26 protein-coding genes and 2 pseudogenes are annotated in these 26,521 nt (G+C 49.7%); 17 read left to right on the forward strand and 11 right to left on the reverse strand.

Features of this window, described 5'->3' with window-relative positions; translation table 11 throughout:
• Positions 1-26: 26 nt before the first annotated feature.
• Positions 27-575 carry a YbhB/YbcL family Raf kinase inhibitor-like protein gene (locus GC128_RS21660; RefSeq protein WP_151996037.1) on the reverse strand — a complete coding sequence of 183 codons (549 nt, stop codon included), beginning with the start codon at positions 573-575 and terminating at the stop codon, positions 27-29.
• A 557-nt stretch (positions 576-1,132) separates the two neighbouring features.
• Between GC128_RS21660 and GC128_RS23195 the strand changes: the two genes are divergently transcribed.
• The 14 genes from GC128_RS23195 to GC128_RS21725 all read left to right on the forward strand — a co-directional run bounded on the left by GC128_RS23195 (position 1,133) and on the right by GC128_RS21725 (position 14,262).
• Positions 1,133-1,252 (forward strand): autotransporter adhesin family protein, encoded by a 120-nt coding sequence (locus GC128_RS23195; RefSeq protein WP_226812230.1) that lies wholly within the window; start codon positions 1,133-1,135, stop codon positions 1,250-1,252.
• Between the two features lie 191 nt (positions 1,253-1,443).
• Complete coding sequence (locus GC128_RS21665; protein ID WP_151996038.1) at positions 1,444-1,908, forward strand: antirestriction protein; 465 nt, start codon at positions 1,444-1,446, stop codon at positions 1,906-1,908.
• A gap of 11 nt (positions 1,909-1,919) precedes the next feature.
• Positions 1,920-2,399, forward strand: a complete 480-nt coding sequence (radC, locus tag GC128_RS21670) for a RadC family protein (RefSeq protein WP_151996039.1) — start codon at positions 1,920-1,922, stop codon at positions 2,397-2,399.
• A gap of 9 nt (positions 2,400-2,408) precedes the next feature.
• Positions 2,409-2,630 carry a DUF987 domain-containing protein gene (locus GC128_RS21675; protein ID WP_151996040.1) on the forward strand — a complete coding sequence of 74 codons (222 nt, stop codon included), beginning with the start codon at positions 2,409-2,411 and terminating at the stop codon, positions 2,628-2,630.
• Between the two features lie 16 nt (positions 2,631-2,646).
• A complete protein-coding gene (locus tag GC128_RS21680) occupies positions 2,647-2,970 on the forward strand; it encodes a type IV toxin-antitoxin system YeeU family antitoxin (protein ID WP_151996041.1) in 324 nt (107 codons plus the stop codon).
• Between the two features lie 78 nt (positions 2,971-3,048).
• Complete coding sequence (locus GC128_RS21685; RefSeq protein ID WP_151996042.1) at positions 3,049-3,369, forward strand: TA system toxin CbtA family protein; 321 nt, start codon at positions 3,049-3,051, stop codon at positions 3,367-3,369.
• A 113-nt stretch (positions 3,370-3,482) separates the two neighbouring features.
• Entirely contained in the window at positions 3,483-4,319 is an 837-nt protein-coding gene (locus GC128_RS21690; RefSeq protein WP_151996043.1) for a DUF4942 domain-containing protein, read from the forward strand.
• A 637-nt stretch (positions 4,320-4,956) separates the two neighbouring features.
• Entirely contained in the window at positions 4,957-5,853 is an 897-nt protein-coding gene (locus GC128_RS21695; RefSeq protein ID WP_151996044.1) for a helix-turn-helix transcriptional regulator, read from the forward strand.
• A 9-nt stretch (positions 5,854-5,862) separates the two neighbouring features.
• A complete protein-coding gene (locus GC128_RS21700; RefSeq protein WP_151996045.1) occupies positions 5,863-6,837 on the forward strand; it encodes a dynamin family protein in 975 nt (324 codons plus the stop codon).
• Positions 6,838-6,851: 14 nt separating this feature from the next.
• Positions 6,852-9,110 (forward strand): dynamin family protein, encoded by a 2,259-nt coding sequence (locus tag GC128_RS21705; protein WP_151996046.1) that lies wholly within the window; start codon positions 6,852-6,854, stop codon positions 9,108-9,110.
• An 11-nt stretch (positions 9,111-9,121) separates the two neighbouring features.
• Complete coding sequence (locus GC128_RS21710) at positions 9,122-9,994, forward strand: hypothetical protein (protein ID WP_226812232.1); 873 nt, start codon at positions 9,122-9,124, stop codon at positions 9,992-9,994.
• Between the two features lie 10 nt (positions 9,995-10,004).
• Positions 10,005-13,259, forward strand: coding sequence for an ATP-binding protein (locus tag GC128_RS21715; RefSeq protein WP_151996048.1), 3,255 nt, complete (start codon positions 10,005-10,007; stop codon positions 13,257-13,259).
• Entirely contained in the window at positions 13,256-13,858 is a 603-nt protein-coding gene (locus GC128_RS21720) for an HNH/ENDO VII family nuclease (protein WP_151996049.1), read from the forward strand. The genes GC128_RS21715 and GC128_RS21720 overlap by 4 nt, the downstream gene beginning before the upstream one ends.
• A complete protein-coding gene (locus GC128_RS21725) occupies positions 13,855-14,262 on the forward strand; it encodes an SMI1/KNR4 family protein (RefSeq protein ID WP_151996050.1) in 408 nt (135 codons plus the stop codon). The genes GC128_RS21720 and GC128_RS21725 overlap by 4 nt, the downstream gene beginning before the upstream one ends.
• A gap of 134 nt (positions 14,263-14,396) precedes the next feature.
• Here the strand turns inward: GC128_RS21725 and GC128_RS21730 are convergent, their stop codons facing one another.
• The 9 genes from GC128_RS21730 to GC128_RS21770 all read right to left on the reverse strand — a co-directional run bounded on the left by GC128_RS21730 (position 14,397) and on the right by GC128_RS21770 (position 23,185).
• Positions 14,397-14,717, reverse strand: a complete 321-nt coding sequence (locus GC128_RS21730; RefSeq protein WP_151996051.1) for a TA system toxin CbtA family protein — start codon at positions 14,715-14,717, stop codon at positions 14,397-14,399.
• Positions 14,718-14,784: 67 nt separating this feature from the next.
• Positions 14,785-15,120 carry a type IV toxin-antitoxin system YeeU family antitoxin gene (locus GC128_RS21735; RefSeq protein WP_151996052.1) on the reverse strand — a complete coding sequence of 112 codons (336 nt, stop codon included), beginning with the start codon at positions 15,118-15,120 and terminating at the stop codon, positions 14,785-14,787.
• A 13-nt stretch (positions 15,121-15,133) separates the two neighbouring features.
• Positions 15,134-15,613 carry a RadC family protein gene (radC, locus tag GC128_RS21740; protein WP_151996053.1) on the reverse strand — a complete coding sequence of 160 codons (480 nt, stop codon included), beginning with the start codon at positions 15,611-15,613 and terminating at the stop codon, positions 15,134-15,136.
• A gap of 11 nt (positions 15,614-15,624) precedes the next feature.
• Entirely contained in the window at positions 15,625-16,089 is a 465-nt protein-coding gene (locus GC128_RS21745) for an antirestriction protein (RefSeq protein ID WP_151996054.1), read from the reverse strand.
• A gap of 188 nt (positions 16,090-16,277) precedes the next feature.
• Positions 16,278-19,427, reverse strand: a complete 3,150-nt coding sequence (locus GC128_RS21750) for an AIDA repeat-containing protein (RefSeq protein ID WP_151996055.1) — start codon at positions 19,425-19,427, stop codon at positions 16,278-16,280.
• Positions 19,428-19,497: 70 nt separating this feature from the next.
• Positions 19,498-20,184 carry a helix-turn-helix transcriptional regulator gene (locus GC128_RS21755; RefSeq protein ID WP_151996056.1) on the reverse strand — a complete coding sequence of 229 codons (687 nt, stop codon included), beginning with the start codon at positions 20,182-20,184 and terminating at the stop codon, positions 19,498-19,500.
• Between the two features lie 226 nt (positions 20,185-20,410).
• Positions 20,411-21,238: a DUF932 domain-containing protein gene (locus GC128_RS21760; RefSeq protein WP_151996057.1), complete on the reverse strand. Its 828-nt coding sequence runs from the start codon at positions 21,236-21,238 to the stop codon at positions 20,411-20,413.
• 49 nt (positions 21,239-21,287) lie between these two features.
• Complete coding sequence (locus GC128_RS21765; RefSeq protein WP_151996058.1) at positions 21,288-22,154, reverse strand: GTPase family protein; 867 nt, start codon at positions 22,152-22,154, stop codon at positions 21,288-21,290.
• Positions 22,155-22,267: 113 nt separating this feature from the next.
• Positions 22,268-23,185 (reverse strand): hypothetical protein, encoded by a 918-nt coding sequence (locus tag GC128_RS21770; RefSeq protein WP_151996059.1) that lies wholly within the window; start codon positions 23,183-23,185, stop codon positions 22,268-22,270.
• A gap of 454 nt (positions 23,186-23,639) precedes the next feature.
• Between GC128_RS21770 and GC128_RS21775 the strand changes: the two genes are divergently transcribed.
• The 3 genes and pseudogenes from GC128_RS21775 to GC128_RS23200 all read left to right on the forward strand — a co-directional run.
• On the forward strand, positions 23,640-24,218 hold the full coding sequence (locus GC128_RS21775) for a YagK/YfjJ domain-containing protein (RefSeq protein WP_151996060.1): 579 nt from the start codon (positions 23,640-23,642) through the stop codon (positions 24,216-24,218).
• Between the two features lie 107 nt (positions 24,219-24,325).
• On the forward strand, positions 24,326-24,532 hold the full coding sequence (locus GC128_RS21780; protein ID WP_151996061.1) for a helix-turn-helix transcriptional regulator: 207 nt from the start codon (positions 24,326-24,328) through the stop codon (positions 24,530-24,532).
• A gap of 552 nt (positions 24,533-25,084) precedes the next feature.
• Positions 25,085-25,699, forward strand: a pseudogene (locus GC128_RS23200) (SIR2 family protein); the annotation flags it as partial.
• Positions 25,700-26,411: 712 nt separating this feature from the next.
• Here GC128_RS23200 and GC128_RS23205 read toward each other — a convergent pair.
• A pseudogene (locus tag GC128_RS23205) lies at positions 26,412-26,521 on the reverse strand (integrase); the annotation flags it as partial.

Genomic DNA, 26,521 nt, shown 5'->3' on the forward strand with positions numbered 1-26,521 from the left:
TTCCGCCTGTTAAGAAATACTAAAGGTCACTGATTTCTGACAACTTTGAGTGTAAGAGTGGATGTGGCAAGAGTATGCTGATTAATAAAATACCCGGTCAGTGGTGCGGTTGAATTATCCGGTACATCGAGTTTTTCAACATCAAGAGCGTGTAGTGTATAAATATAAGAATGGACTTTTCCCACGGGAGGACAAGGACCGAGATAATTGCGCTTGCCGGTATCATTTGCTTTTATTGTTGCGCCATCCGGTATTTCATTTCGTGAGAGATGATTGCGTGCTGTGGGAATATCAATTAACATCCAGTGCCAGAAACCACTGCCTGTATCAGCATCTTTATCGTATAAAGTGATGGCATAACTGCGTGTACCTTCAGGGGACGATTGCCATGATAATTCAGGCTGGATATTCTTCCCTTTGCATCCGAAATCATTTGCCATTAAATCAACAGAGATATTTTCACCATTATGCAAAACCGAACTTTTCAACGTCAGTCGGGCAGCATATCCCGTTGCTGATGATACCCCAGTCCACAGAATCAACGTTGCTATTATTACTTTTTTACTGAATCTCATACGTCCCCCATAAATATTCAACTAAAATACAAGTGAGGAATGTATTTATAACGCTGGATGGCTTTGTTCTGCTATCTATTAATACTGAATAAATAATTCACCTGAAACGAATAATATATTTTGAATTATGAGGTGTAGATCTTGTTTTTTTCAGGTTCGTTATAATCCCAAAAAGTAAAAACTGCCGACAGGCGATAGTGTTGTAACCTATTTACCCAAAGAGTTCTGAAAAGGGATATGAACTGCTTAATTAAAAAATGTCATATAAGAATATATTCGGCTGTAGGCTCCTTTGCCACGCACTGATTTTCTCTGGGCATTGGTTGTGCCTGCAACTGACGCATTTGCTTTTTCCATTCCGAAAATTTAAGTCCGTGTTCTGACGCGGCTGCGTTTTAGACCGAATTATTTAAAATAACAGCTGAAATTTTTAAAAATTGAATTTATAGCTGATTGCATATTTAAAATATTTTCAGATAGATATTACATCCATGAACATACCCAACTATTGGCCGGATCCTTGCGATCCGGCTTTTTTATTTATCTGAGGAGATGTTATGGAACATAAAGATCCGTCGGAGCCTTTGCGACAAGTGCTTTCCGGATTACCTGCATGGGTCAGCGGTAACAGTGCTTATGGCTACAACGGTCAGGCAACGCTGAAAGTCGCTTTCTGATAACGCATCTGCCCCACTTACGGGGCATCACATCACCACTCCAGGCCCCTTTTGTTCTCGCTGCAGGGGGCCTTTTGCATGTAAGGACCGAGCTTTCTTTCCACTCTCAGTATTAACTGTTTTAAATCAGCATTTATCACTCACTTCACGCCAGCCCTTACCGGCTGGCTTTTTTATTACGGAGCGAACTAATGACCACACAAGCTGACACCACCCATTCACCGATTAGTGATTCACAAATGACTACCGTCATTACGACCACCCTGGTACCTGATGAACTGCGTGCTAACTTTTGGCCGCAGCACTTCGGGCGTATCCCACAGTGGATTTTTATCGAAACCCATATTTTCGGCTGGATGGACCGCTTCTGTGAAGACTACAGCGGTGGCATCTGGCATTTCCATACACTCAGCAACGGTGGTGCATTTATGGCACCCGAAGATGTGGATGACGAGAAATGGAGGCTGCTCAACAACATGAATGGCAATGGCGCAGAAATGAGTGCGGAAGCCGCAGGCATTGCCATCTGCCTGATTGAGTACAGCCATCACGCCTGTCGTACCGAATGCGACGCCATGACAGAGCATTACTACCGACTGAGGGATTACGCCCTTAGCCATCCCGAATCCCACGCCATTCTCGCCATCATCGATTAAGGAGTTTTGCTATGGAGAAACAACTGACCTTGTTTACGCCAGAACTACCGTTGACCTCACAGCGCACCATTAAACGAGCCCTGAGTCTGCTTGACCACCATCTGCGTGAGCCGGGAGTGGCTTTCACCTCCACACAGGCGGCTCGAGACTGGCTTATGCTGAAGATGGGAACCCTTGAGCGCGAGGAGTTTATCGTGCTGTATCTCAATAACCAGAACCAGCTGCTTGCCCACGAAACGCTCTTCACCGGCACCCTCAGTCACACTGAAGTCCATCCCCGTGAGGTGGTAAAACGCGCCCTGTACTTTAACGCGGCGGCAGTGATATTCGCCCATAACCACCCATCCGGGGAGGTGAATCCAAGTCAGGCAGACAAGGCCATTACCCAACGACTGGTACAGGCGCTGATGCTGGTGGAAATCCGGGTACCTGACCACCTGATTGTGGGCGGCAGACAGATATTTTCTTTCGCTGAGCATGGCTTACTGTAAGGCGCAATAATGAAGATTATCAGCAAGTCAGCAGCCATGGTGATACATCACCAACATCCACAGTCGCGTATCTTTCGGTACTGTACCGGGAAGTATCAGTGGCACGGCAGGACCAGCTATTACACCGGCCTGGACGTTCAGGAAATCACCGGTGTACTGGCGGTTTTTGCTGAACGACGCCAGGACCGCAACGGACCCTATACCCGTCTGATGAGCATCACACTGAACTAAGTAGAGGAGCAAAGCCATGCACAACAATGATGCCACCGAATGGGGGCTTCGACGGGATATCACACCACGCTTTGGCGCAAGGCTGGTACAGGAAGGCCATCGTCTACATTTTCTGGCGGACCGGGCAGGATTCACCGGTATGTTCAGTGAGGTACAGGCCCTACAACTGGATGAAGCCTTCCCTCATTTTGTCGCACATCTGGAGCTGATGCTGCTCTCCTGTGAACTGAATCCCCGGTACGCGCACTGCGTCACGCTGTACCGTAATGGGTTGACCTGTGAAGCCGATACGTTGGGCAGTCATGGGTATGTATATATCGCAATTTATCCCTCAAAATAGGTTAAAGACTGATCTTTAGCTTTATCCCTGCATCGTAATACTTCAAACCTTTTCCTCCTTTATTAAGAGACTCAACATATGCAAATCTCAACTGTACCGGCCACGGTGCCGGTTGCGTCACGCCTGTCGCCTGTGCAGGTCTGGCAGCAACTGTTAACGTACCTATTAGAACACCATTACGGTCTGACACTTAACGACACGCCATTCCATGATGACACGGCCATTCAGGAGCATATCGAAGCGGGAATTACGCTTGCTGATGCGGTGAATTTCCTTGTGGAACGCTATGACCTGATACGCACTGACCGTAAAGGGTTTACATGGCAGGAGCAGACACCGTTCCTGACGGCTACCGATATTCTCAGAGCAAAGCGAGCTACCGGATTAATGAATACGTAAATTCTTCGAGCCTCATTCCTGGTTTTTATCTCTGCGCTTTCCACCCTTTTTATTCATCGCATAATGCGCCTGCCACTTTCGGCAGGCGTGTTTGCTTTAATGGACGATTTACGATGCAAACAGAATCCGATGTATTAACTGAACACAATGAGCTTATCTGTTCGACCAGCATTGAACGTATTGTTACAGGCCGCAATACTGCGCTGCTACAGATTGAATCCCTCATCCGGCAACTTGATGACATCTCGACACTGACCCGCAGTCTTGGTGGTGGGATGGCAAAAGACTGGGGCATGCGACAAGACTTTCGCTCGGGTTGCTGGTTAATGGAGAAAATGGCAACGGCCATGGACGTCATTACCCGCAATCTTGATCGCAGTATATGGCGAGATTTGATGAAAAAATCAGGAATGCTCAGCCTGATGGATGCCCAGGCCAGGGAGCAGTGGGACAGAAATCTTGAGGGCGATAATATTCCAGCCATCAGCGAAGCCAATATCCTCAGTACTTTTGAGCAGCTACATCTGAACAAAATGGACGTCTTTGAACGTGGCATTATCAATGTCTTTAAAGGGCTGTCGTGGGATTACAAAACCAATAGTCCCTGCAGCTTTGGTAAAAAGATCATCGTCAACAATCTGGTGACGCATAGCCGCTGGGGATTTAGTCTGAACTGGGGTTGGCGTAGGGATCAACTAGCGGATCTGGAGCGAATGCTATTTCTGCTGGATGGTAAACCGATACCCGACAATCGTGGCGATGTTACTACTCGATTGATGGAGCATATTCGGGATAACCCTTCGAAGGATGTTTACGAAGATGATTTCTTCAGTATCCGTTACTTTCAGAAAGGAACCGCGCACATCACTTTTAAGCGGTACGATCTGACAGAAAAGATGAATGATATTGTGGCGAAGCACTATCCGGGAATGCTGGCGAAGCCACGCTAATGTTGATGGGCGTTGAGAAAATTTACTTACACCAGCCGTTACATAAACTTTTTGGATGCGTGGTTTTTAGTGAGGGGTTTTGCGTAACTCATTGAGTTTAAATGGTACGCCCTACAGGGCTCGAATTTAAGCCTAATACCTCTTGTTATTAATGGTTTTTTCTCTGTTCGAAAAACTCAGGGGCCCCCAATTAGGCCCCCAAACGTATTTCACTGAAAACATAAGCGATTTCGAGTCTGGTGATTGTAACTGTGAATTACCTCGCCGCCAACATCTCTGGATATGGTCTTATTACCCAACAAATGTTGATGTTCTTTAATCTGTTTCATGGCTTTGGTCAGTTCAGACGCAGGAAAAATCTATTTATCAGCGGTATCTACGGGGGGCGCGATACCATGATTTTGAAATCCGCCCTTCAGCTAGCTCTTCATCCTTCAATTCAACCCTGTTCTACTGGATGTCGTCAGCTGTAAGATCAAGAGGATGTTTCGCTTAAGTTTCGTTCATAAGTGCCGATATAACTCTTAATTGATCTCGACAGAATGATTTATGTCAGAGTTTTTTTGCATACGTGACATAACCTGTCAACTAGCGCATGTAAGCTCACTAACATGATGAAAAAACACGGAAGTGAAAAATGAGCAAAAAGAATCTCTTATTAGCTACGCGTCTTGCAGATATTTTATTACGTTTTAACCGTGGCGAGACTTTAACGCTTAATGGTCTGGCTGAAGAATACGGGGTGCATCAACGCACTATTCGTCGTGATATCGAAGAGCGACTCGCCATTGCTGGGATAGAAAAAAACACTGCACTGAACAGCTACAGCCTGCGTCCGGAGTATCTCGGCAAGTTTGATGCCTCAAGCATTGATACCTTCGCGAAGGTGGCTGGTGTAAAAGAATTATTCCCGGTGCTGGACAGAAAAATGCTCCAGTCCATGTTTTACCCGGCACCCGCACAGAATGTGCTGGTGATGGGTCATCGCTATATCAAAAATGAGCAACAAACCGACAACTTCACACGCTTGCAGCAGGCGATTGATGAACGCCGTCGCGTGTCATTTAGTTATTACAAGCGTGCCGAACAGCGAAACTACAGCGTTGAACCCTACCAGTTAATTAACCATAACGGAGTCTGGTATCTCGCCGCGCAGCATGACCAAAAAATGAAGAAGTTCACGCTCGGTAAAATATCTGCCCTCAATTGTACCTTCGATCTCTTTGAGCGCTCGCCAACCCTATTAGAGGAGTTGAAAAATGAAGAGAGCGTGTGGAGTAATGAGCGGAAGTTTGAAGTGGTGATTAAAGTTTCCCCTGCAGTGGCTGAGTATTTTCAACGCAGGGATTTAGTACTGGGGCAGGTCATCGAAAAAGAGTTGACAGATGGCGGGTTAATTATCTCGTCTCATGTGTCGCATAAAAATGAAGTCTTGCCTGTGGTGCAATATTGGCTCCCTCATTTGCGAATTATTTCACCTGAAAGTTTGCAGCAAGAAATGGAAACAGAGATCAGAGGTTATCTGGGAATATAAGGGAAGGACATGGCAGAAAAGAAACTAGGTAAAAAAGAGTCCGCCAAGAAACTAGTTAGTAGGTCTGAACATTGTAATGTAATTATTGCGGCTACCATGAGTGCAGGGAAAACTTCGCTTATTAACGCGCTACTTGGCAATGAAGTTCTTTTTTCAGCGAATGAAGCAGCAACGGCGACGCTGACGCGTATTACTCATAACCGAAATTTACGTCAGCGCATCGAAGGAGTGAGCTATACCCAACAGGGCGAATGCCATGAACGTAGTAATAATGTGCAAAGTGCGACACTCAAGCAGTGGAACGACCATCAGGCGGTGAAGTATATAGAGCTGGATTGCCGCATTGAGAGCCTGCGTAAAACCGCAAAGCCGCTGGTGATTTACGACACACCAGGGCCGAACAACAGCCAGGATGCCAGCCATAAAGCCCTGCTGGATGCGGCGCTGACGCTACCGGGGAAAAAACTACTGGTCTACGTGCTCAATGCAACCCAGTTGGCGACGCAAGACGACAAACAGCTGCTGCAGGAGATAAAAAACAGTCCTGCCTTGACCTCAGGTAACCAGATTATTTTTATCCTCAATAAGGTGGATCAGCTCGATGAAGAGCGCGGTGAGACGATCGAGCTTTTCCTTGAAAAAACTCGGAACTACCTGGAGCAAACGGGATATTCACGGCCGGTAATTATCCCGGCGATGATGCAAACGTCTTTAATTGCCAAAAAAGTTCTCAGCCGTAAAAGTATCACCCGTAATCAAAAGCATCGTCTGCAGGCTGAGCTTCAAAGATTTAGGGAAAATAAATTTAACCTCAATGAAGCGTCGCACGTTCCTCTCGCGATTAAGCGCCAGGTTCGCGCTGAATTAAAAAGAAGTCAGCCGGAAAATGCGCAGTCCGATATTTTTGATAAAACTGAGCTGACACAGTTTGTTGCCTACAGCGGTATTCGTACCCTGGAAATTTTTCTTTCACAGCATAATTAATTATTCGGAAAACTATGAACAGTATTTATCTGGAACATAACCCTTTTACCGTTGAATCAACATTCCTGGTTAACGGCGTAGAGCCTGCATCAGGCTGTAAACTTTCCAGCTATAAAGAAGCGCGTTTACAGCTTTGGGTGGAATCTCTGTTTACTGAGTTGCAGGCGCTGTTAAACGGCGAAACTCAGCTCGATGTGGAGTTCAAAGGCGTTGAATCCGACTTTATGGACGTGCAGGATGCCGCCGCTGTAGCCTGTGAAAATGGCATGGAAATCAATCTACGCTGGCAGCCAGTGCAGGCGACGGAAGATCGCCTAGACGAGATTAACGCGCTGATGGAAGAGGCGAAGCTCAACCCGCAGTTTAATGACTACATCGTTAACAACGAACAAGTACGTAACGATTTTCGTGAAGCCTTCAACAACGATTTTAACGTATATGTGGTTGCGACCATGTCTTCGGGCAAATCAACGTTGATCAATGCCATGCTCGGACAGGATCTGCTGCCTGCGGCGAACGAAGCCACCACGGCGACTATCGCGCAAATAATAGATGATAAAACCACGGGGAATAATTTCGCCGCGCGCCGTTTTTCCAGCAGCGGCGAGGAAGATTCGCTGCCTGAAATCAATGCCGATACCCTCAAAGAGTGGAACCAACTGCCGGATACGCAGGAAATTGAGCTGCGTGGCAATATCGTGGCGATGCAACCGCGCGACCATGTTCGTCTGGTGCTAACCGACACGCCGGGGCCAAACAACAGCCAGGATGCGGATCACGCGCTGAAAACGATGAGCTTCATCAAGGATTCTAAGCGTAACCCGCTGATCCTATATGTATTAAATGGCACTCAGCTGAGCACCGATGATGATAAAAGGCTACTAAGTCTGGTTTCGGAAACCATGCAAAAAGGCGGTAAGCAAAGCAAGGATCGCTTTATTTTTGTGGTGAACAAGATGGACGCCTTTGACCCGGAAAAAGGCGAGTATGTCGGTGCCGCACTTGAGAGAGTGAAAGAATATCTTGAGAATAATGGCATCAATAATCCGCAAATTTACCCTGTTTCCGCACAGTTAACTTATCTGCTGCGTAAACATCCTGACGGCCTGACCCGTAAAGAACGCGGCGATTTAAACGGTATGACGGATCTGTTCCTCGAAGAACCCACAATGAACTTCCCGGAATACATGCCGCTCACCTCGCGCGTACGTCGCAGCCTTGAAGAACGCGGCTTCACCAATGTGCTCAAGCGCAGTGGCCTGCCGGCTGTTGAAGTGATGATTGATGAGTACATCGATAAATATAACGTCCCCACGCGTTTGAATCGTGCCTATGCCGCACTGCATCGTGCAATCGGTCTGGGCATGAAGGAAACCCAGCTTGCCGAGCAGCTTAAGAAAGATGAGAAAGAGCTGGCGATGATTAATGATGAAATTAATCTCCTGCAGGAGCGGCATAAAAAGGGGCTGGATACCGAAGCTTATAAAGAACGGGTTCGTCGTGAAGGGAAAGGGCTACCGCCGTTCATTGCTGATAAATTCACGCATGAAGATAAGAAGTTCCGCCGTCTGTTAAAGGAACTGTCTAATGAAATTAGCGCCCAAGGTGAGGTGGATATCAATCGTGCAAAAATTGAATTAGAAAATGCCGAGCGGAAACTGACCTTTGCCAGTAACGATTTGATCGGCAATTTTGAAATCGCCTTCTCCGACGGGCAGCAGCATATTAAAGATGAATTGCAAAAAGAGTATCTGAAATTTATCGCTGAGATATTCGATGAAGCCCGCACACTGGCTTTGCCTATGTTGCAGGGCCTCAAAGAGAGCATGCAGGATATGTCGCTTAACCTTAGCCTCAACGATCGCGACGTTAAAACCAAAGAGGAAGCTTATAACGGCCGCGAGGTCAGCGATTCCAGCTGGTATAACCCTTTCTCCTGGGGGCGAAAGCGTACTGTGTACGATTACCGCACCGTCGAATATGTCGATATGAATGAAACTTGGAAAGAGAAACGAACCATTATCGAAAGCGAATTTAATGATTTCCGGGCCAGCGCGCTGAAAAAATTTGAATCGGATAAAGATAAGCTGGTGCAAAACTATCTGGCCTTTATTGAGCGTGAATTTAACGAAAAGTTCGAAGCTTTAATTGGTGTGATGCAGGAGCGGCTAAATAATAAAGAGGTTCGCGAGCAGACTATTGCTGAGGCGAGAGAGCAGCAGCGCTGGATTATCGCTTTTAAAGCGAAGCTCGATAACACGCTGGCCATTTAATAAAGGGAGTCATGATGGACAATAAAGCTAAAAAACAGCAAACCCTGCGCAAGAATATACTGGAGCAGTTAACCCGTAACGAACTGGAAGGCGATGAAATACGCCAGATTGTCGCCTCCAGCTCCGCCATTGCTGATTTCTTTGATGACTACCTGGTTAATGAGATCTTCGCAGCCATAGAGCCGGATGAGCTTGACTGGAACGCCGGGTATTTTGACCGCCAGCGCAAGCTGGCGCAGAACAACTTCGCCGAGAAGCGTATCAGTCATCTTATTGATGTCCGTGAGTATCTTATTCGTAATGGGGTTGCTGGATTTGCAAAAGTGCCGGTCACCGGGTGCACAGAGGGAACGAACACAATGAATATGCAAGGTTATTTACCCGGAGCTAATCTGGCAAGGATGGTTGAACAAGGCGTTACCAGCATGGTGCGTTCGGCCTTGATCAGTGAGCTTGAAAATAACCGCCTGGAAGATAATGACATCAACAAGGCCGTCGCCTGGGTTCAGTCCCAGATCGCTGATTTGTTTGTCGGCTACGAAGAAAACTCTCTGGCCGGGAAAATGAATAATGACCCCGCCCAATGGGATGCCGATTACTACGACCTGCAGACTTCTTATCTGAATAGCAACTTTGCCAAAGTCCGTTTCGAACACTTGATTTCGGTGCGAAATTTGCTGCGCCTGCGCGGAGTGAAAGGCTTTGAGCGCATTATCATCAAGCCAAAAGCTCAACTGCAACCTCGATCCCAACAGACGCAGGCAGCTTCTCGTCCGCGCTCGGATTCCTCTTCCGCGCCCTCTCAGCCGGGCTTTTTGCGTATTGCGTTGATGGCGGGCGGGGCGCTTGCGGTCTTGGCAGCACTGGTGATTTCTTTACTTTAAAGGTGGATTTATGTCGCAAAAAATCATGACGCCGTCGCGCCTTAAAGAGCTTGAGCAGCGCACCGATGTCACGTTGCAATCGGCAAGAGTGCTTATTAACCGCAGTTATCTGGCGGAGATGAAAAACTACTCTTTGCAGTCCGTCTCTACCCAGACTGGGCTGCCGGTCAACCGTGCCGGGGATATCCGTATATTCCGCATTGAGCGCATCGTGCAGGAAAACAAACAGTCGGTGCTTGAAAGCACAACGGCTGCCTATACCGCGCTGGGCGCAGCCGGTTATGCCGTCTTTCTGTTCCTAAAGTCCGATGGGCGCGAAACCAATTTGTACATTGGTACGCGTGGTACGCCGGGAAAAATGCTGGGGCATAATTCTGGCGAGCTGCTCAAAGAAACCTTTAAAGGGCATTTTTCCGGTAGCAGCCTGGTGCCGCTGGCGGCAGGTGAAACCGACGAACTGCTTGAGGGGGCGTTAGCGCAGCAGGACGAACCATCGGCGACAATCACCGCTGTCACAGGTGTGCCGTCCTTGTCCACGGATAATCATGAGCATTTTATGCAGGGGCTGGAGCATTTTATTGATGCGGCGGAAAGTCGGGTTTATCAGGCCCTAATCCTCGCGGAGCCGGTTTCGCCGCAAAATCTGGAAGTGATCCGCACCGGCTATGAGCAGGTGGCGACCCAGCTTTCCTGCCTGGCAAAAAGGCAGTACTCGTTTGGAGTTCAGGACAGCGAAAGCGTAGGTTTGAGCATCAGCGAAGGGTTAAGCCAGTCTCTGGGCGAAAGCCTGGGAATGACTGAAACTAAAGGCACCTCGGATACCACCAGCAAATCGACCAGTAAAAGCTGGGGGGAGTCGCAAACCGTCAGCACTTCCGATGCTTTCACCCGCACCTATGATGAATATCAACAGGCACGCGCTCAGGGCGATAACATGGGGATAGCCCGCGGCATCGGCAGTCTGCTGAAAAACACAGTGTTACCAAGAAATATCTCTGGCAGCATAAATAGCGGCGGATCGGAAAGCCTTTCCGAAAGCCATACCGACAACCTGTCGCAGGCCAGCAGCACAACGACAAGCAAAACAGATACCATCAGCCGCACCGACAGCCACTCGCTGAACAAAACCCAAGGCAGCAGCCAGCAAATCTCGCTAGAAGTAAGCGACAAGACCATCGAAAAGATGCTGGAAAAAGTTGACCATCATCTGGAGCGCGTCAACGAAGCGCGTACCTACGGCGGCTGGCAAACCGCAGCCTACTTTATCGGCGACAGCGCGGCCTCGTCTGAATCCTTAGCCAGTATTTTCCTCGGCCTGATGCGCGGCAGCCGCTCGAGCACCGAGGATTTTGCGCTGACGACTTGGCAGTCGCAAAACAAAAAGGTGGTGCTTGACTGGCTGGCGACGCTCACGCATCCGCGCCTTACACCGGCCTTCTCTGAAGGCATCAATATTGATTACCTGACGCCTGCGACGCTTGTATCGGGCAAAGAAATGGCGATTCAGCTGAGCCTGCCGCGCCGCTCTACCTCCACCGTGGCGGTGCTTCAGACCCAGGCTTTCGGGCGTAAAGTTCAGCGTCTTGACAGCAATGGCGCGAGAACCCGTGCCGAGCGCGAAATTTGCCTGGGCTCGATCCGCCACTTATGGAATGACCTGCCGCAAACCATCAACCTGGATGTTAACCAACTGGCGAGCCACCTCTTTGTGACGGGCTCCACCGGCGCGGGGAAAAGTAACACCATTTACGAGCTTCTTTCCCAGTTAGGCCGCCATCAGGTGCCGTTTATGGTGATTGAGCCGGCGAAAGGTGAATACAAACATATGTTTGGTCACCGCAGCGATGTGCGGGTTTTGGGCAGCAATGCGAAATACAGCGAACTGCTGCGTATCAACCCCTTCCGCTTCCCGGGTGAAACCCACGTCCTTGAACACATTGACCGGCTGGTGGAGATTTTCACTATGTGCTGGCCGATGTACGCCGCGATGCCCGCCATCCTGAAAGAAGCAATTCTGCAAAGCTACAGCGAATGCGGCTGGGACATGGTCAGTTCCGTTAACCGTTTCACCCCGGCGCTATTCCCGACGTTCAACGATCTGCTGGCGCAACTGAAAGCGGTGATCGATGATTCCGCCTACTCCCAGGAGCTTAAAAGCAACTACACCGGCTCACTGGTGACGCGCGTGAAATCGTTGACCAACGGGCTAAACGGTCTGATTTTCTGTGGCGAAGAAATTGATAACGTGGAGTTGTTCGACAGCAACGTGATTGTCGATCTCAGCCGCATTGGTTCTCAGGAAACGAAATCCCTAATCATGGGGATCTTGGTGATTCGCCTGAGCGAACACCGAGCCGCGTTTTCAGGCATGAACCAACCGCTAAAACACGTCACGGTGCTGGAGGAGGCGCACAACATCCTTAAGCGCAGCACCTCCGGCGGTGGCGGGGAAGGGAATGACATTACCGGAAAATCGGTGGAAATGCTCTCCAACGCGATTGCCGAAATGCGTACCTGGGGTGAAGGATTTATCATTGCCGATCAATCCCCTTATGCCGTTGATATCTCTGCGATTCGTAATACCAACACCAAAATAATTATGCGTCTGCCGGATGAAGCCGACCGACGCATTGCCGGTAAATCCGCAGGTCTGAACGACGAGCAGCTTGATGAGCTGGCGCGGCTGCCGAAAGGGGTGGCACTGGTTTACCAAAACGACTGGCTGGAACCGGTGCTGTGTCGGATTAATAAGTTTGCCGGGAAAGAAGATATCTACCGCTACGAAGCCGCCGCCGTGAATACGTGTCGCCCCCAGCTTTTTAACCAGCAATTGATCGCCTGGCTGATGGCTCCGCGCTTGCGCCAGCCGCTGGAGATCCCACTGGCGACGCTGGAAGCCGGGTTGGAAGGTAGTTTGCTGGCAACCGGGCAGAAAATTGCACTGAAAACGCTATTTGAAGAGTTCCGCGCAACCGGAGAAATCAGTCTGCAAAACGAACAGCATTTTTCTCGCCTGGCAAAACTGGTCGTTAATCTTCTCGATTGCACCACCGCCATTGAACGATGCGTTCGCACCGCCCCGGGCTTTACTGAACTGGAACAGTCGTTCCGCCAGCTTATTGTTAAGCAAACTGGTGAGCTACCCACAGGGCTTGAACTGGCGGTGCAGCAGTGTTTTATGCGCGAGCTGGCTAGCAGAAATGATGAATACCTGAAGGTCTATGCCGCATGGCGTAAACACGTCACCCCAGAGGCAGTAGCATGATTGAGATGGCAGTATTAAAAGAGCTGGCAGTGGAAGCACTCGGCGATCTGATGGAAAGTGTGAAAGAGTTGCAGATCGAGAACATTAATGTCGAAGAACTCGACAGGCCTGTTGACTTGGAACTGCCGCGCAACGAGTTGACTCCGCTCTCTGAAGAAACCAAAGAGGTCTTAAGCGAGGAAGGTTACAGTGATGAGGTGATCGAAAGTATAAACAGCGAAGAAGAGGCGACGATTTACCAGGATGCAGGTCTGGAATGTCGGACCGTTAATGGCAATGATGCGTTAATTAATACCGAAATCGACCTGGATCAAACCGATGTGTTAGGTGATACCAACCTCGAACGTATGGAAAAGGGGAAGTCGCCATTGGATACCAATGGTAAGCCGATTGAGTTACATCACGTCGGGCAGAAGGCAGATTCCCCGCTGGCGGAGCTGACGCACGCGCAGCACATGGAAGGTGGCAATAACACTATTCTGCACGACACTACAAAAGAGTCTGAAATCGATCGTGGCGCGTTTGCCAAAGAGCGTGAGGCGCACTGGAAAGCGCGAGCGGAAGAGATTAAACAACGTCAGGAAACGGAGGCAGCATGAAAAAGTTAGAGCAACAGGTCGTAGCGCACGGTGCCGATATTCGCCCTGCGAAAGAGGATGAAATCACAACTGCGGAACAGGCGTTACGGATGCATTTTTCCACGGAATATAAAGCCTATTTGTCGGAGTTTGGTTTGATTGCCTCCGGGGCTACGGAGGTTAACGGCCTTGGGGTTCCTGCGACGTCACATCTGAATATTCTGAGCGCGATAGAACCGCTGCGTGACGGCAAGGACTATCCTCCGCAGGCCGTCCCGCTTTGTGATATTGGCGATGGTTACTATTACCTTTATGACAATCACCAGCGAAAAATCCTCACCTGGTCGATGATTAACGGCGTGGTGGCGACTAGTGGTGAGGACCTGGAAGCCTTCTTGCTACGCATCGTTTTCGACGTTAAGTAATAGTAGCAAATGCCTAGTCATCCGCTTTATTAGCCCATATAAAATACCCGTCAGTTGAGAATAGCTGGCGGGTATATTGTGAATAAAAAGGGACAAAGTTCTGGGGCACACATCAGAAATGAGGCTCGAAGAAATTAAGTATTCATTAGTCCGGTTGCTCGCCTTGCTCTGAGAATATCGGTCGCGGTAAGGAATGGCGTCTGCTCCTGCCAAGTGAATCCTTTGCGGTCAATACGCACCAACTCATAACGTTCTACCAGGAAATTCACCGCATCAGACAGTGTTATTTCCGCTTCGATATGCTCCTGAATGGCCGTGTCATTATGGAATGGCGTGTCATTAAGCGTCAGGCCGTAATGGTGTTTTAACAGATACGTTAACAGTTGCCGCCAGACCTGTACGGGTGACAGATGTGACGAAACCGACACCGTGGCCGATACAGTTGAGATTTGCATATGTTGAGTCTCTTATATAAAGGAACGGAAGATTTGATGGCTTACAAAGCTGAGATGATGCTAAGGATCAGTCTTTAGCCTGATTTGTGGGATAAATTGCGATATACACATACCCATAACTGCCCAGCGTATCGGCTTCACAGGTCAACCCGTTACGGTACAGCGTGACGCAGTGCGCGTACCGGGGATTCAGCTCACAGGAGAGCAGCATCAGCTCCAGATGTGCGACAAAATGCGGGAAGGCTTCATCCAGTTGTAGGGTCTGCACCTCACTGAATGAGCCGGTGAATCCTGCCCGGTCAGCCAGAAAATGCAGGCGATGACCTTCCTGCACCAGTCGGGATCCGAAACACGGAGTGATATCTCGTCTAAGACCCCAAGTTTGGATTGCGTCGTTATTCATAATTTTATTCCTGTTAAAGAAGACCATGTTCCGCGAAGGAGAATATCTGCCTGCCACCGACAATCAGGTGGTCTGGTACCCGGATCTCCACCAGCATCAACGCCTGTACCAGTCGCTGGGTTATGGCCTTGTCTGCCTGGCTCGGAGTCACTTCGCCGGACGGGTGGTTATGGGCAAAGATTACTGCCGCCGCGTTAAAATACAGGGCGCGTTTCACCACCTCGCGGGGATGGACTTCGATGTGACTGATTGTCCCGGTGAACAACGTTTCGTGTGCAAGCAACTGGTTCTGGTTATTGAGATACAGCACGATAAATTCTTCGCGCTCAAGGGTGCCCATTTTCAGCCTGAGCCAGTCGCGGGCGGCCTGTGTGGAAGTAAACGTGACACCCGGTTCGCGAAGGTGTTGGTCAAGCAGACTCAGAGCCCGTTTGATGGTGCGCAGTGAGGTCAACGGCAGTTCCGGCGTAAAGAGAGCCTGTTGTTTCTCCATGGTAAAACTCCTTAATCAATGATGGTGAGAATGGCACGGGACTCAGGATGGCTCAGGGCGTAGTCGCGCAGGTGGTAGAAATGCTGTGTCATGGCATCGCACTCTGTACGACAGGCGTGATGGCTGTATTCAATCAAACACACCGCAATGCCCGCCGCCTCAGCGCTCATTTCCGCACTATTGCCGTTCATGTTGTTGAGCAGCGTCCATTTCTCATCATCCTCAGCCTCGGGTGTCATAAATGCACCACCGTTGCTGAGTGTATGGAAATGCCAGATACCACCGCTGTAGTCTTCACAGAAGCGATCCATCCAGCCAAAGATACGGGTCTCGATAAAAATCCACTGCGGGATACGCCCGAAGTGCAGCGGCCAGAAATCCAGGCGCTGTTCATCGGGTACCAGGCTGGCCGTAATGAGGGTAGACATGTGTGAATCACTCATCGGCGAGTGGGCTGTATCAGTTTGTGTGGTCATGGTTTTGCTCCGTAATAAAAAACCAGCCGGTAAGGGCTGGCGTGATGTAGTTGATAAAAATCGGGATAAAGCAGGTGAGTCTGAAGACAGAAAACGGTGTTGCGATTGAATGCAAAAGGCCCCTGCTGCGAGAACAACAGGGGCCTGGTGTGGTTATGTGATGCCCCGTAAATGGGGTAGATGCGTTATCAGAAAGCGACGTTCAGCGTTGCCTGACCGTTGTAGCCATCAGCACTGCTACCGCTGACGTTGCGGGTATAGCCCCCCTGTATACCCAGCGTCACGTTCTGGCGGATAAGCGCATCAATACCGGTCTGGAAATCAACAGATGTGCCATCCTGAGAAGGGCTGAAGCTGACATTGCTGCCAGCCGTTGCGGTGCCCATGCTCATCTCGCCATCACTGCTGAAGGTGCGGATAACTGACGGGCGCACCCACCAGTTCACCGGCAGCTCGCTGACGCTGCGCTTCATGCTGTCAGCAAAACCTGCCACGGTTGAGGTGCCTTTACCGAAGTCCATTTCAGATGAACTACCGAAACGGATACCGGCACGGACATGCTGAGCGCTACCGTCACCAAAGTTCACGTAACCGCCGTTATCATGGCCATTATCAAGCTGTAGTCCCTGCCAGACGTACTGCAGTTGCGGCTCCAGCACCAGTCCCTGGCTGACACTGAACGGCATACCGGTTTCCAATGAGGCGAGCCAGCCGGTACCCCGGGTGTCGAAACGGTTGTCATCGGAACTGGCCTTCAGGCTGTGACGTGAACCCTGCGCCACCACATCAGCCCACAGCCCGCTGGTTGTATGAACGGCTGTCAGATACCCACCGAGACTGTACACCGTGTCGCGCACGGAGCCTGCCGCAGAGCGGTCATCGTTTTTCACAGCCACCAACGACTGGCCTGCCGCACCGTAAAGACCTGATGTCAGCGAAAGCGCACCGGTGTCGTGTCTGAACAGGTCACCACCGAGCTGAATAAAGCCATAGCTGCCGCTGCTTTCAGGCGTGTCACCCTGTGCAATGCCACCATTACCATCATGCCCGGTATGCCCGCCCTGAATACGTCCCCAGAGCCCCTGGTCCACTACTGCACTGCTACGCTGGCTGTATGAGCCTGCCAGTGCCCGGTCATAATCCATGCTCTGCGCAAACACAGAGGCGTACAGTGCCACTTCGGCACGGTAGCCGGCTTCGCTGGAAAGATACCAGTTCTCATCGGCACTGCCGTGGTTCAGGGTGTAGTTATACGCCCCGGCCTGCAGTTTACGACCCAGTGCAAAAGCACCCGCATCGGTAGTGGCTCCGTTAATCGCATCCACTACTTTGATACCATTGCCGGTAGTGGCAAGGCCGATCCCGGCATCACCAGCATTAGTGAAGTTCAGCCAGGTTTTACCGGTTGCTCTTCCGCCGTCAATCACCAGCATATCGGTCGGGAAGGCAGGGTCATCAAGGCGAAGGGACAGGTTAATTGTGCCGTTGCGGCCCGTCAGATTCGTCACCGTCAGCGTTTCAGGGACAAAGTGACTGCCTGTGGCTGGCGTAAAGCTGATGGTTCCGGCGCTGTCCAGGTTATCGAGCACCGATTTAACCGTCGCACCACGCTGAATATTCCAGCTGGCACCGCTGTCGAGTGAGACATCGGTCGGGTCAATCGCCCCGTTAATGACCGAGTTACCGGTCAGACGCACCTGTGTGCCGGACTGTGCGATAATGTCGCTGTTAATAACGGCATTATTCAGCGCCAGCGAACCCTGATTCAGGGTCACCTGTGACTGGGACAGCGTGCCGTTACTCACCGTCAGGGTACCGTCTCCGTCCTTGAGTAACTGCCCCTCACCGTTAACCGAGCCGTTGATGGCCGCGTTCTGCCCGTTACCCGTGCTGAATTGCAACTGTCCGCTGTTGTTGGCATTCCCTGTAAGGGATGCTCCATCATTGAAGACGGTGGTGCCGGTGAGCGTACCGCCCTGCGCCACATTCAGCGTACTGCCCGCCCCTACGGTGGTGTGATCCGCACTGCCGTTGCCCAGGACGGAAAACTGGCTGCCATTATCGAGACGCAGGTTGCTGGCTTTGCCGGTTGCCGCATCAATTCCGAACGCCCCGGAGGTATTCGTGCCACTGACCGTTGCGCCGGTATCCGCAATCAGCACACCACCGTCGTGCATCACGATGCTCTGAGCTTTACCGCCGGTCGCGACGGCCAGAATACCGCCCTGATTGACCGTGGTGGCATCAGCAATGCCATTACCCAGTACATCGAGACGCCCGCCGTTTTCCAGCAGCACGTTAGTGGCGCTCGCGGTTGCCGCATCCACGCTGAAGTTACCCAGGCTGTTGGTCCCGGACACGGTGGCGCTGGTATTCGTCACCAGTGCGCCTCCGGAATTCTGGATAACATTCGCGGCGGTTCCACCGGCATTCACCTGCAGTTTTCCATTCGTGTTGACCGTGGTGGTGTCAGCTGTCGCACCGTTTTTCACCACCTGCCAGCCGCCTGCATTTATTACCGTGTCTGCTGCAGATGCACCGGCATGCACGTACTGATTACCGCCATCCAGACGGGTATTGTTTGCCGAACCCTGCACACTCTGGTCACCACCGGCTTTAATGACCGTACCGGTCGCAATGCCGCCCGCTGCAATAATCTGCCGACCATTGATATTAATGGTGGTATCAGTTGCGGTACCGGCAACCCACTGCCCGTCACTGTTTTCCGCATCCGGGCCACCCTGCGCACCGGTGTTGACCACGGTACCGGTCGCCTGCGCCCCGGCTTTTACCAGCTGATATCCGCCTTCATTAATGACGGTACCGGATACGCTGCCACCGCTGTGTACCCACTGGGACCCGCCGTTCAGCACAGTATCCACCGTCTGACCATGCACGCTCTGACCGCCGCCGCTGTTGACGGTGGTGTCCGTGGCGCGGCCGCCTGCCAGCACGCCCTGCAGGCCGTTATCATTAACGGTCGTCTGGTTTGCCACGCCACCAGCCTGAACAAACTGACCACCGCTGTTGGCCTCGTCATCATCGCCATATTCCTGACCCGTGTTGATGACCGTGTTGTTTGCCGTACCGAATACCTGCTGGGTGTCATGGTTGCTGATAACGGCATTGTTCACCACGTCTCCGGCAGCGATGGTACTGGTATTGCCCGGCGCATCATCAGCCAGCGCGGCAGGACTTACCAGCAGTCCGGCAACCGCCAGTGCCAGCACCGCACCGCTGCGTTTTCCTTTTGCTTTCGCCAGCTCAGAGACCACAACAAATGCGCCCAGTACTTCATTCCATACCAGCCGGTAACTGGTGTTCAGGTTTTGCTTCATCGTATTAACCTTATTAAATAAAGAATAAAAAAGACCCACATCCGCAAAACGGATGTGGGTCGGTGAAAAATCAGGGTAAAGACAGGGACTTCAGGGACTGTTGAATACAGCGAAAATGTGGCAGGGCCTGGATGAAAGTGGCCTCCTCCACCAGCCGGTAAAGTCGCCCGTTACGCGTGAACGTTTCTTTCGTGGGCTGGATGGTATGGATTTCATCCAGGGTGAATACCGCCGGATGCCCGTGATGTTCAGCAACCAGGTACCATGTACCGTCTTTCGCAATCAGCCGGTAAGGAGCCAGCCGTTCACAACGCTGTCCGTCAGCCAGCAGCGTCACGCGCTGGCAGGTGGTGATAGCTTTTATCAGGCGATAAAAAGACAGCGAGGCGGAAGGGGAAATGCCGCTGGTACTGTCTCCGGTCAGGCAGGGCACGTCATCACAGGCCAGCAGCAGGCCGACCAGGCGACGATCGAGACCGGGAAATAAACCCGCCATGCCCGTGCGATGGGCAAAGGTCAGGACATCCAGCTCTGCCTGTGCACCACCGCTACCGGCTCGCAGACGGTAACAACCATTGCGGCATTCGAGATCCAGATACATCAGGCGTTCGCGAAAATCCCGGTACAGGGTACGTGCGGATACACCAAACTCTGCGGTCAGTCTGCGCATATCTAACGTTTCACCCGAGACAAGGCGACTGATAATCAGCGACAGTCTGATCGCCAGCCTGTCGTGGCGGCGCTCTGTCTGTGTCATTATCATTTCTCCATACGATCTAACTGTTTGAAAGGAATATGATTCTAGAGAGGGGGTGTGACAGGGTGTGTCAACTGAGGGGACTATTTCTTAACACCCGGAAGTTCAGTGTTAACAGGGGCTGCAGCCATTTCTGGTTAATTAATCCTCACTGATGGACCGAAAAAATGACAGGGTGTGTCATTCTTTAACGTTGCCTTAACGTTTTTCAGTGCAAACTGTGAGTTCACGCATCCTGAAACTGCGACAGCATTGTCTCTGCCATCACCCACAGCGCACGATTGAGCTTTACATCACCATCGATGCCGCGCACCGTCCGGGTATGTGTGCGACTCCCTTTCGCATTACGCCCACTCAGACCACCTTTAATCAGGTTTTCCTGAACCCGCTGATAGGTGGTCCACAGGTCATCGCTGTCATCTTCGTAACGGCGGGGAGTCAGGACCTGCGATTCGGTAACTGGCTGGTGGTCTTCTCCAAAGCGATACGTGAGAGCAGCCTTTGCCAGTGCCTGCTGTGCAGGAGGCGGTAGCATCAGCGACTGCATGGCATCGCGTTTCTCTTCCACCCGGTCAAAAATACTCAGTACATCATACGCGCCTTCAATCACCTGACTCACCACGTCCCCCTTGTGCGGCACACGCACCTCGCCAAAGGTTTCACCACAAATCAGCCCATTCTGGCAAACCTGGCGAAACAACCCCGGCAGCATCTGGTACGAGCTGGTGCCATCGTATGAGTTAAGCAGAATGATTTCCGGCACCTGCTTACCGGTGATTTGCCCTTCGCGACGCAGGCGCAGCATGTGCTTTGTGTGCTCCCGACGCTCCGGGTCACGTACACGCGTCTGGCAGGCAAAGAAGGGCTGAAAGCCTTCGCGCCGCAGGCTGTCCAGCAAGGTAATGGTCGGGATATAGGTATAACGTGCGCTGCGTGATTCATGTTTTTCCTGACTGAACACGCTGGGCACAAAGCGCATCAGCTCATCATCAGTCAGCGGGCGGTCACGACGAACGAGGTTCGCCGCACCAAAGCGGGAAGCTAAACGGGACATATAACACCTCAGATATCTGGATTAACGACAGGAAGTAAAAGAAGGAAACTCAGAAGAAAAAATCCCATATGGCGCGGGCCACAGAGACTACTGTGTCACGCACGGCACGTATCACCGTGCGTACCGGGGCGGGTATCAGGGGAACATTGCACATCATATCCAGCGCGGCACCGACCGTTTCACCAAAATCACTGCGCGCTTTCTCCTTTACCTGTTCAGTACGAAAGGGGCGCTGCAGTTGTGCCACCACCGGGCTGCTGGCCTCACGCGGCAGGCTGCGGACCAAACGCTCTGCCATAACCCTGAGTCCCCAATTCGTGCGCACCGATACCGCACAGACCGGATGAACGGGCTGGAACAGCTTATGAAGGGCAACGATTTTACGACTGATGCTGCGCTTCTGAGCAGTTGATAATCCGCCACCGAGGGTATCTGTTGGTTCAATCTTGTCAGCCTGACTGATAACGAACAGCACTTTGTGCCGGTACTGCTCACCAATAACCTGATGGTAAAACTGCTCATCGACTGCCAGTGCGCGGTCATCGGCTTTAATCAGCCACAGCACCAGGTCAAGCTTCGGTAACTGCTGGTGGTAGAGTGCTGCATATTCCGTATCTCGCTGTTCGCTTTCACCAACACCCGGTAAATCCACCAGTAACATGCTCCTCTCACCAACCTTCAGCCGGAAGCGCAAGGGCTCACGAGTACAGGCTGTCACATCGCTGACGGGCGAAACTTTGCCCTGAAACAGGGTATTGCAGAGAGATGATTTACCGGCACCTGTTTTCCCCATAATGCCGATAGCCGGCTCGTAGTTTGTAAGCTGACGAATTTGCTGCATAAGCCGCTCTGAGGCCCATTCTGGTAAGCCCATAAGTGAGTCCTGCAGTGGCTGCAGGCCTTCTTGATTTTTCATGACATCTCCTGAGACAAATCAAACAAAAAACGGCAGAACCGTGAGGTTCTGCCGTTAATGACGTATGTTCAGAAGAATAATATCTATCTGAAATTATTTAGATTGCAGACATGTTACTTTTTAGATTTCTTGTAAGATTTTGATGCCTGCCAGGCATGTTTCATCTTTTCAATGAATTCCAGTTTCTCATCCGGCGAAACATTCCAGACGTCAATCGCAGCAATCATCATGTCATATCGCATCGACGTATTATAAGGACGAAGATAGCCTGCTATCTTATTTTTACCTTGAAGATAGTCCCACAGATACAACAACTGATTTTCATCATCCCTGGACATCCATTCAAAATCCCTGAGAAAAAAATTATATTGATCCAGCCAGCACTCATGTAGTTTTCTGAAATAAGATATTTTATCGTCAAGCGTTCCCTCCGCATTATCAATGTATCTCATTACACCATTAATCTGCTCACGCTCTGTTACCGGGCTGGGGTTATATGAATCAGTACTCGCTCCACTATTAAGATAAAAACGAGAAAATGAGCGCTTTGGTTTCTTAGGGTTCTCAGTATCGGGTTTTAATATGAAATCTAGGTTAAGGTTATCAGCGGCAATATCCAGTGAGAAATTGCTCAGGTTTTCGAAAGGTGGGGGATCCATTAAAATACTATTAAACACGTTGGTATCAGGAAATGTACTTCCCAACCCACCTAGTTTTACTTCTGGAGGCAGAATGGGATATTCAAAAATATAGTGATGTGCAAACCATGTTGCTCTTGGCGTTCCCTTAAAACATTCAAAATATTCTTTATCGATGAGCTTCAAATCAGCCCAGTATTTCAGTTTTTTACGGGCATCATTTATCCGCCCCTTATCCCCGACAAAGTGCTGTTCAAGTATCCAGGTGATTAAGTCCCTAAACTGCTCTGGTGTGTCATAGCTACTATAGAGCAAAGAATTATCCGTCTTTAAAAGCTCATCCAGCGCTCTCAGATACATAATTTCAAAACGGACCATGTCGTAGTGCAGCATTTCTCTCTCCCTGATTTTTATACACAGGTAGGTTAGCATGCGCCCTGTTACGAGGCAGGGCATCAGGTCACAGACTGAAAAAACACTGATTTATTTATGATAATTAACTGATTTTAATGTGATTTATTACTGACTAAGTTCTGTGGAAATTCTGATGATTTTTCTGTGAGATGGTTGAGTACTGAAAAGACAGGTCTCATGCATCAGGAATGAACATTTGGGTTTTTAGTATAATTAAGGGGTATTCCTTTTCCTACATATGCATGTTTAGTGGTCATCCATCAGTAAATCATCCGTTAGCTGCGCTACAACCTACGGTCCCCGATTACCCTTTATCTGACCATTTGTTAACAGATAATGCCTTAACGAGTATCTCTCCCAAGGGAGATACTTTCCACTTAAAAATTACAACGTATCCCCATCCTTTGTACACCACCTCACAAAGGATAAATAAATGAATACCCCGTACCCTTATATATCCCGATATACGATGAACTGGTTTCTGCTGTCTCTTCTCAATGATCACCTTAATCAACTACTGGCTCGCTATTCCCGAATACAGGCATTAAGAATCGATCTGTTCTATCAGAAAGGCACAAGCCGTTTCAAACGCAACTCCTGGAAAGAAACTGAAAGTGAAGTACGTATTCTTGTGGAAAGAACTATGCAAGGCTCAAACCTGACAGGATATTTCTGGGTACTGGAAAGTACTGACGAACATGGCTGTCATGCCCATATTGTTTTCTATCTCGACAGGCACATTAACCAAGCTACATTCCCGATAGCCGAACGCATCGGAGCAATATGGCGAGAAATAACGGAGCAGGAAGGATATTACAACCGATGTACGTTTAAACCCACTTATACGGCCAATATTGATAAGCCCGTAAATTACGATGATGCCGAAGCTATCAAGGGACTGCGATACATCATCAGCTATCTTGCAAAGGAGGAGCAAAAGCACGGTTGTTATTACCACGGAAGCAATGAGGTACCAACGCCCAGCGGACTGGGACGACCCAGACCTCTGTAATTTGGGTTCTGCACTTTTTTACATATTACCCCATTGATGTGGAAGGGCGGGTGGTTACAGGCAATCAACCACCCGCTCAGGTCAATCCCACAATGGAAGACAGTACAATGACAACTCAAATTTCTCTGCTTGATGACCAACTGGTGGATATGCGGTTCATTACCAGATTCACTGGCCTGACTGATAAGTGGTTTTATAAGCTAATCAAAGACGGTTTATTTCCAAAGCCGATTAAGCTGGGTCGTAGTTCTCGCTGGAAGCAAAGTGAAGTCGAATACTGGCTGCAAGAACGAATTGACGACTCCCGCAAATAAGCACCTTACCTTATCAACCAACTATCCTGACTGGCAGACTGCTTATCCGATTATTGCGGAGGTTTGCGGCTGCCTGTCATTCACTATTCAGGGATTATTTACTATAAAAGAGACAAAGATGCGATATGGCAGTTTACTGGACAACTATCAGCGTTGGTTAAGTTTGTACTTTGCTTGTGGCAATGCATCTCTTGCCAGTGGTCCGTAACTCTGAACTATTTTCAGGACTTCTTGAAATTTAAAAGCTGAATTATTTTGCATTTCTTTTGAGGTATATCACTGAAATTAAAAAGACTTTATATCATTTCAGTATTCATCATATCTGTGAAAATAGTAAAATAGAATAATCAATTAGTGTCTTGATAAGTTGAGCTCATGAGATTCCATGCCGAAGGTCCTGTTATACCAGACATTCTCTTAGAACGCTGTGATGCAGGTAGAGTCGTATTTCTATGTGGTGCAGGGGTTTCATTACCTTCTGGGATGCCAACCTTTGTAGACCTCACTCAGTACGTAATTGAATACTTTGACCCGCCACACGACTCAGAAATTATGGCTGCATTTCTCCCGTGGCTTCACGACCAATCTTCGGCGAATGTCCCTCTAGACCAAATTTTCAATTTACTTCATCTTGAATATGGCAAGGATGAAGTTAATGCCTTAGTAACAAAGCGCCTAAGTGTTTTCCGTTCTGAAAGAGTGGTTGGACGCGAGCATGCCCTTATCAAACGAATCTCCTCAAATCAGAGTGGAGTTCCACAGATTGTCACGACAAACTTTGACCGACTATTCGAAGTTGACCAAGGGCAAGATGACCTAGCCCTATATGTACCGCCTGCTTTTCCAGATCTAAATTTCGGTTCGTCAATTGAGGGAATTACGTATCTTCATGGTCGTCTGGTCGATGAAGACTCAGTAAGCCATCCTTATGTGCTGAGCAGTGCAGACTTTGGACGAGCTTACCTTTCAGAAGGATGGGCAACCAACTTTATCAAGCTTCTTCTTGAGCGATATATTGTTGTTCTGGTGGGCTACCAGGCAGAAGACCCACCAGTTAAATACCTCCTTCAGGGTCTCAATCATGATGGTCAGTATGATCGTTCCAGAATTTATGCATTTGATTGTGGACTTCCTGAAGAGGTCGAAGCCAAATGGCGTGATAGAGGCGTTACTGCCATAGCCTATTCCGGTCATCCGTTGCTCTGGAAGAGTATGGAAGCATGGGCTGAACGAGCAGATGATCCGCGTCGGTGGCGAGCTTCAGTGATCGCCAAAAGCAGGCAGGACCCGAAAATTCTGGCACCGTATGAACGTGGTCAAGTTGTTCATGTACTGCGCACAGTACAAGGTGCGAGATTATTCTCTGAAGCTGTTCCACGCCCGCATCCAGAATGGCTTTGCGTTATGGATGCGAATATTCGATCAGCCAAACAGAAGAAAAGATATAACGAGTTTGCCGATAACGATGCAGAGACTTTCGATCCGCAAGAAGCTTATGGAATCGATGATGATCTGCAGGATATCTCTGACGATGAACGCAAACGTGGAGTGAGTAACGATAATCTCCTTGAATGGCGTGATGAAGACGATAATCCGTCAGATTACCATCGCTTGGCTGGGGGGTTTGAGACAATCCCTAGAAGGCTAGGTCACCTCATGACTTGGTTTAGCGAATCCCTTGATAGCCCGGTAATGGCTTGGTGGGCTATGCGAAAAAATGGTCTTCATCCACTTCTGCTGCAAAAGATTGAGCACAACATTGAGTTTTCAGGATTGACCCACAAACGTGGTCGTCATCTGTGGAGCTTAATTCTAGAACATCATAAAGATCCTCGTAATCGTCGATATGACGTCGACTGGCATTGTAAGTATCCCAGCTTTAGTTCCACGCACTTTTTGAGATTTCCGGTTTCTCAGCCATCAGCCGGTATTCTTCCGGCGTCAGGTTATTCAGGGATTCATGGGGCCGCTCACTGTTGTATTCATTCA

The sequence above is a fragment of the Buttiauxella massiliensis genome (assembly GCF_902500225.1).
Taxonomy (GTDB): domain Bacteria; phylum Pseudomonadota; class Gammaproteobacteria; order Enterobacterales; family Enterobacteriaceae; genus Buttiauxella; species Buttiauxella massiliensis.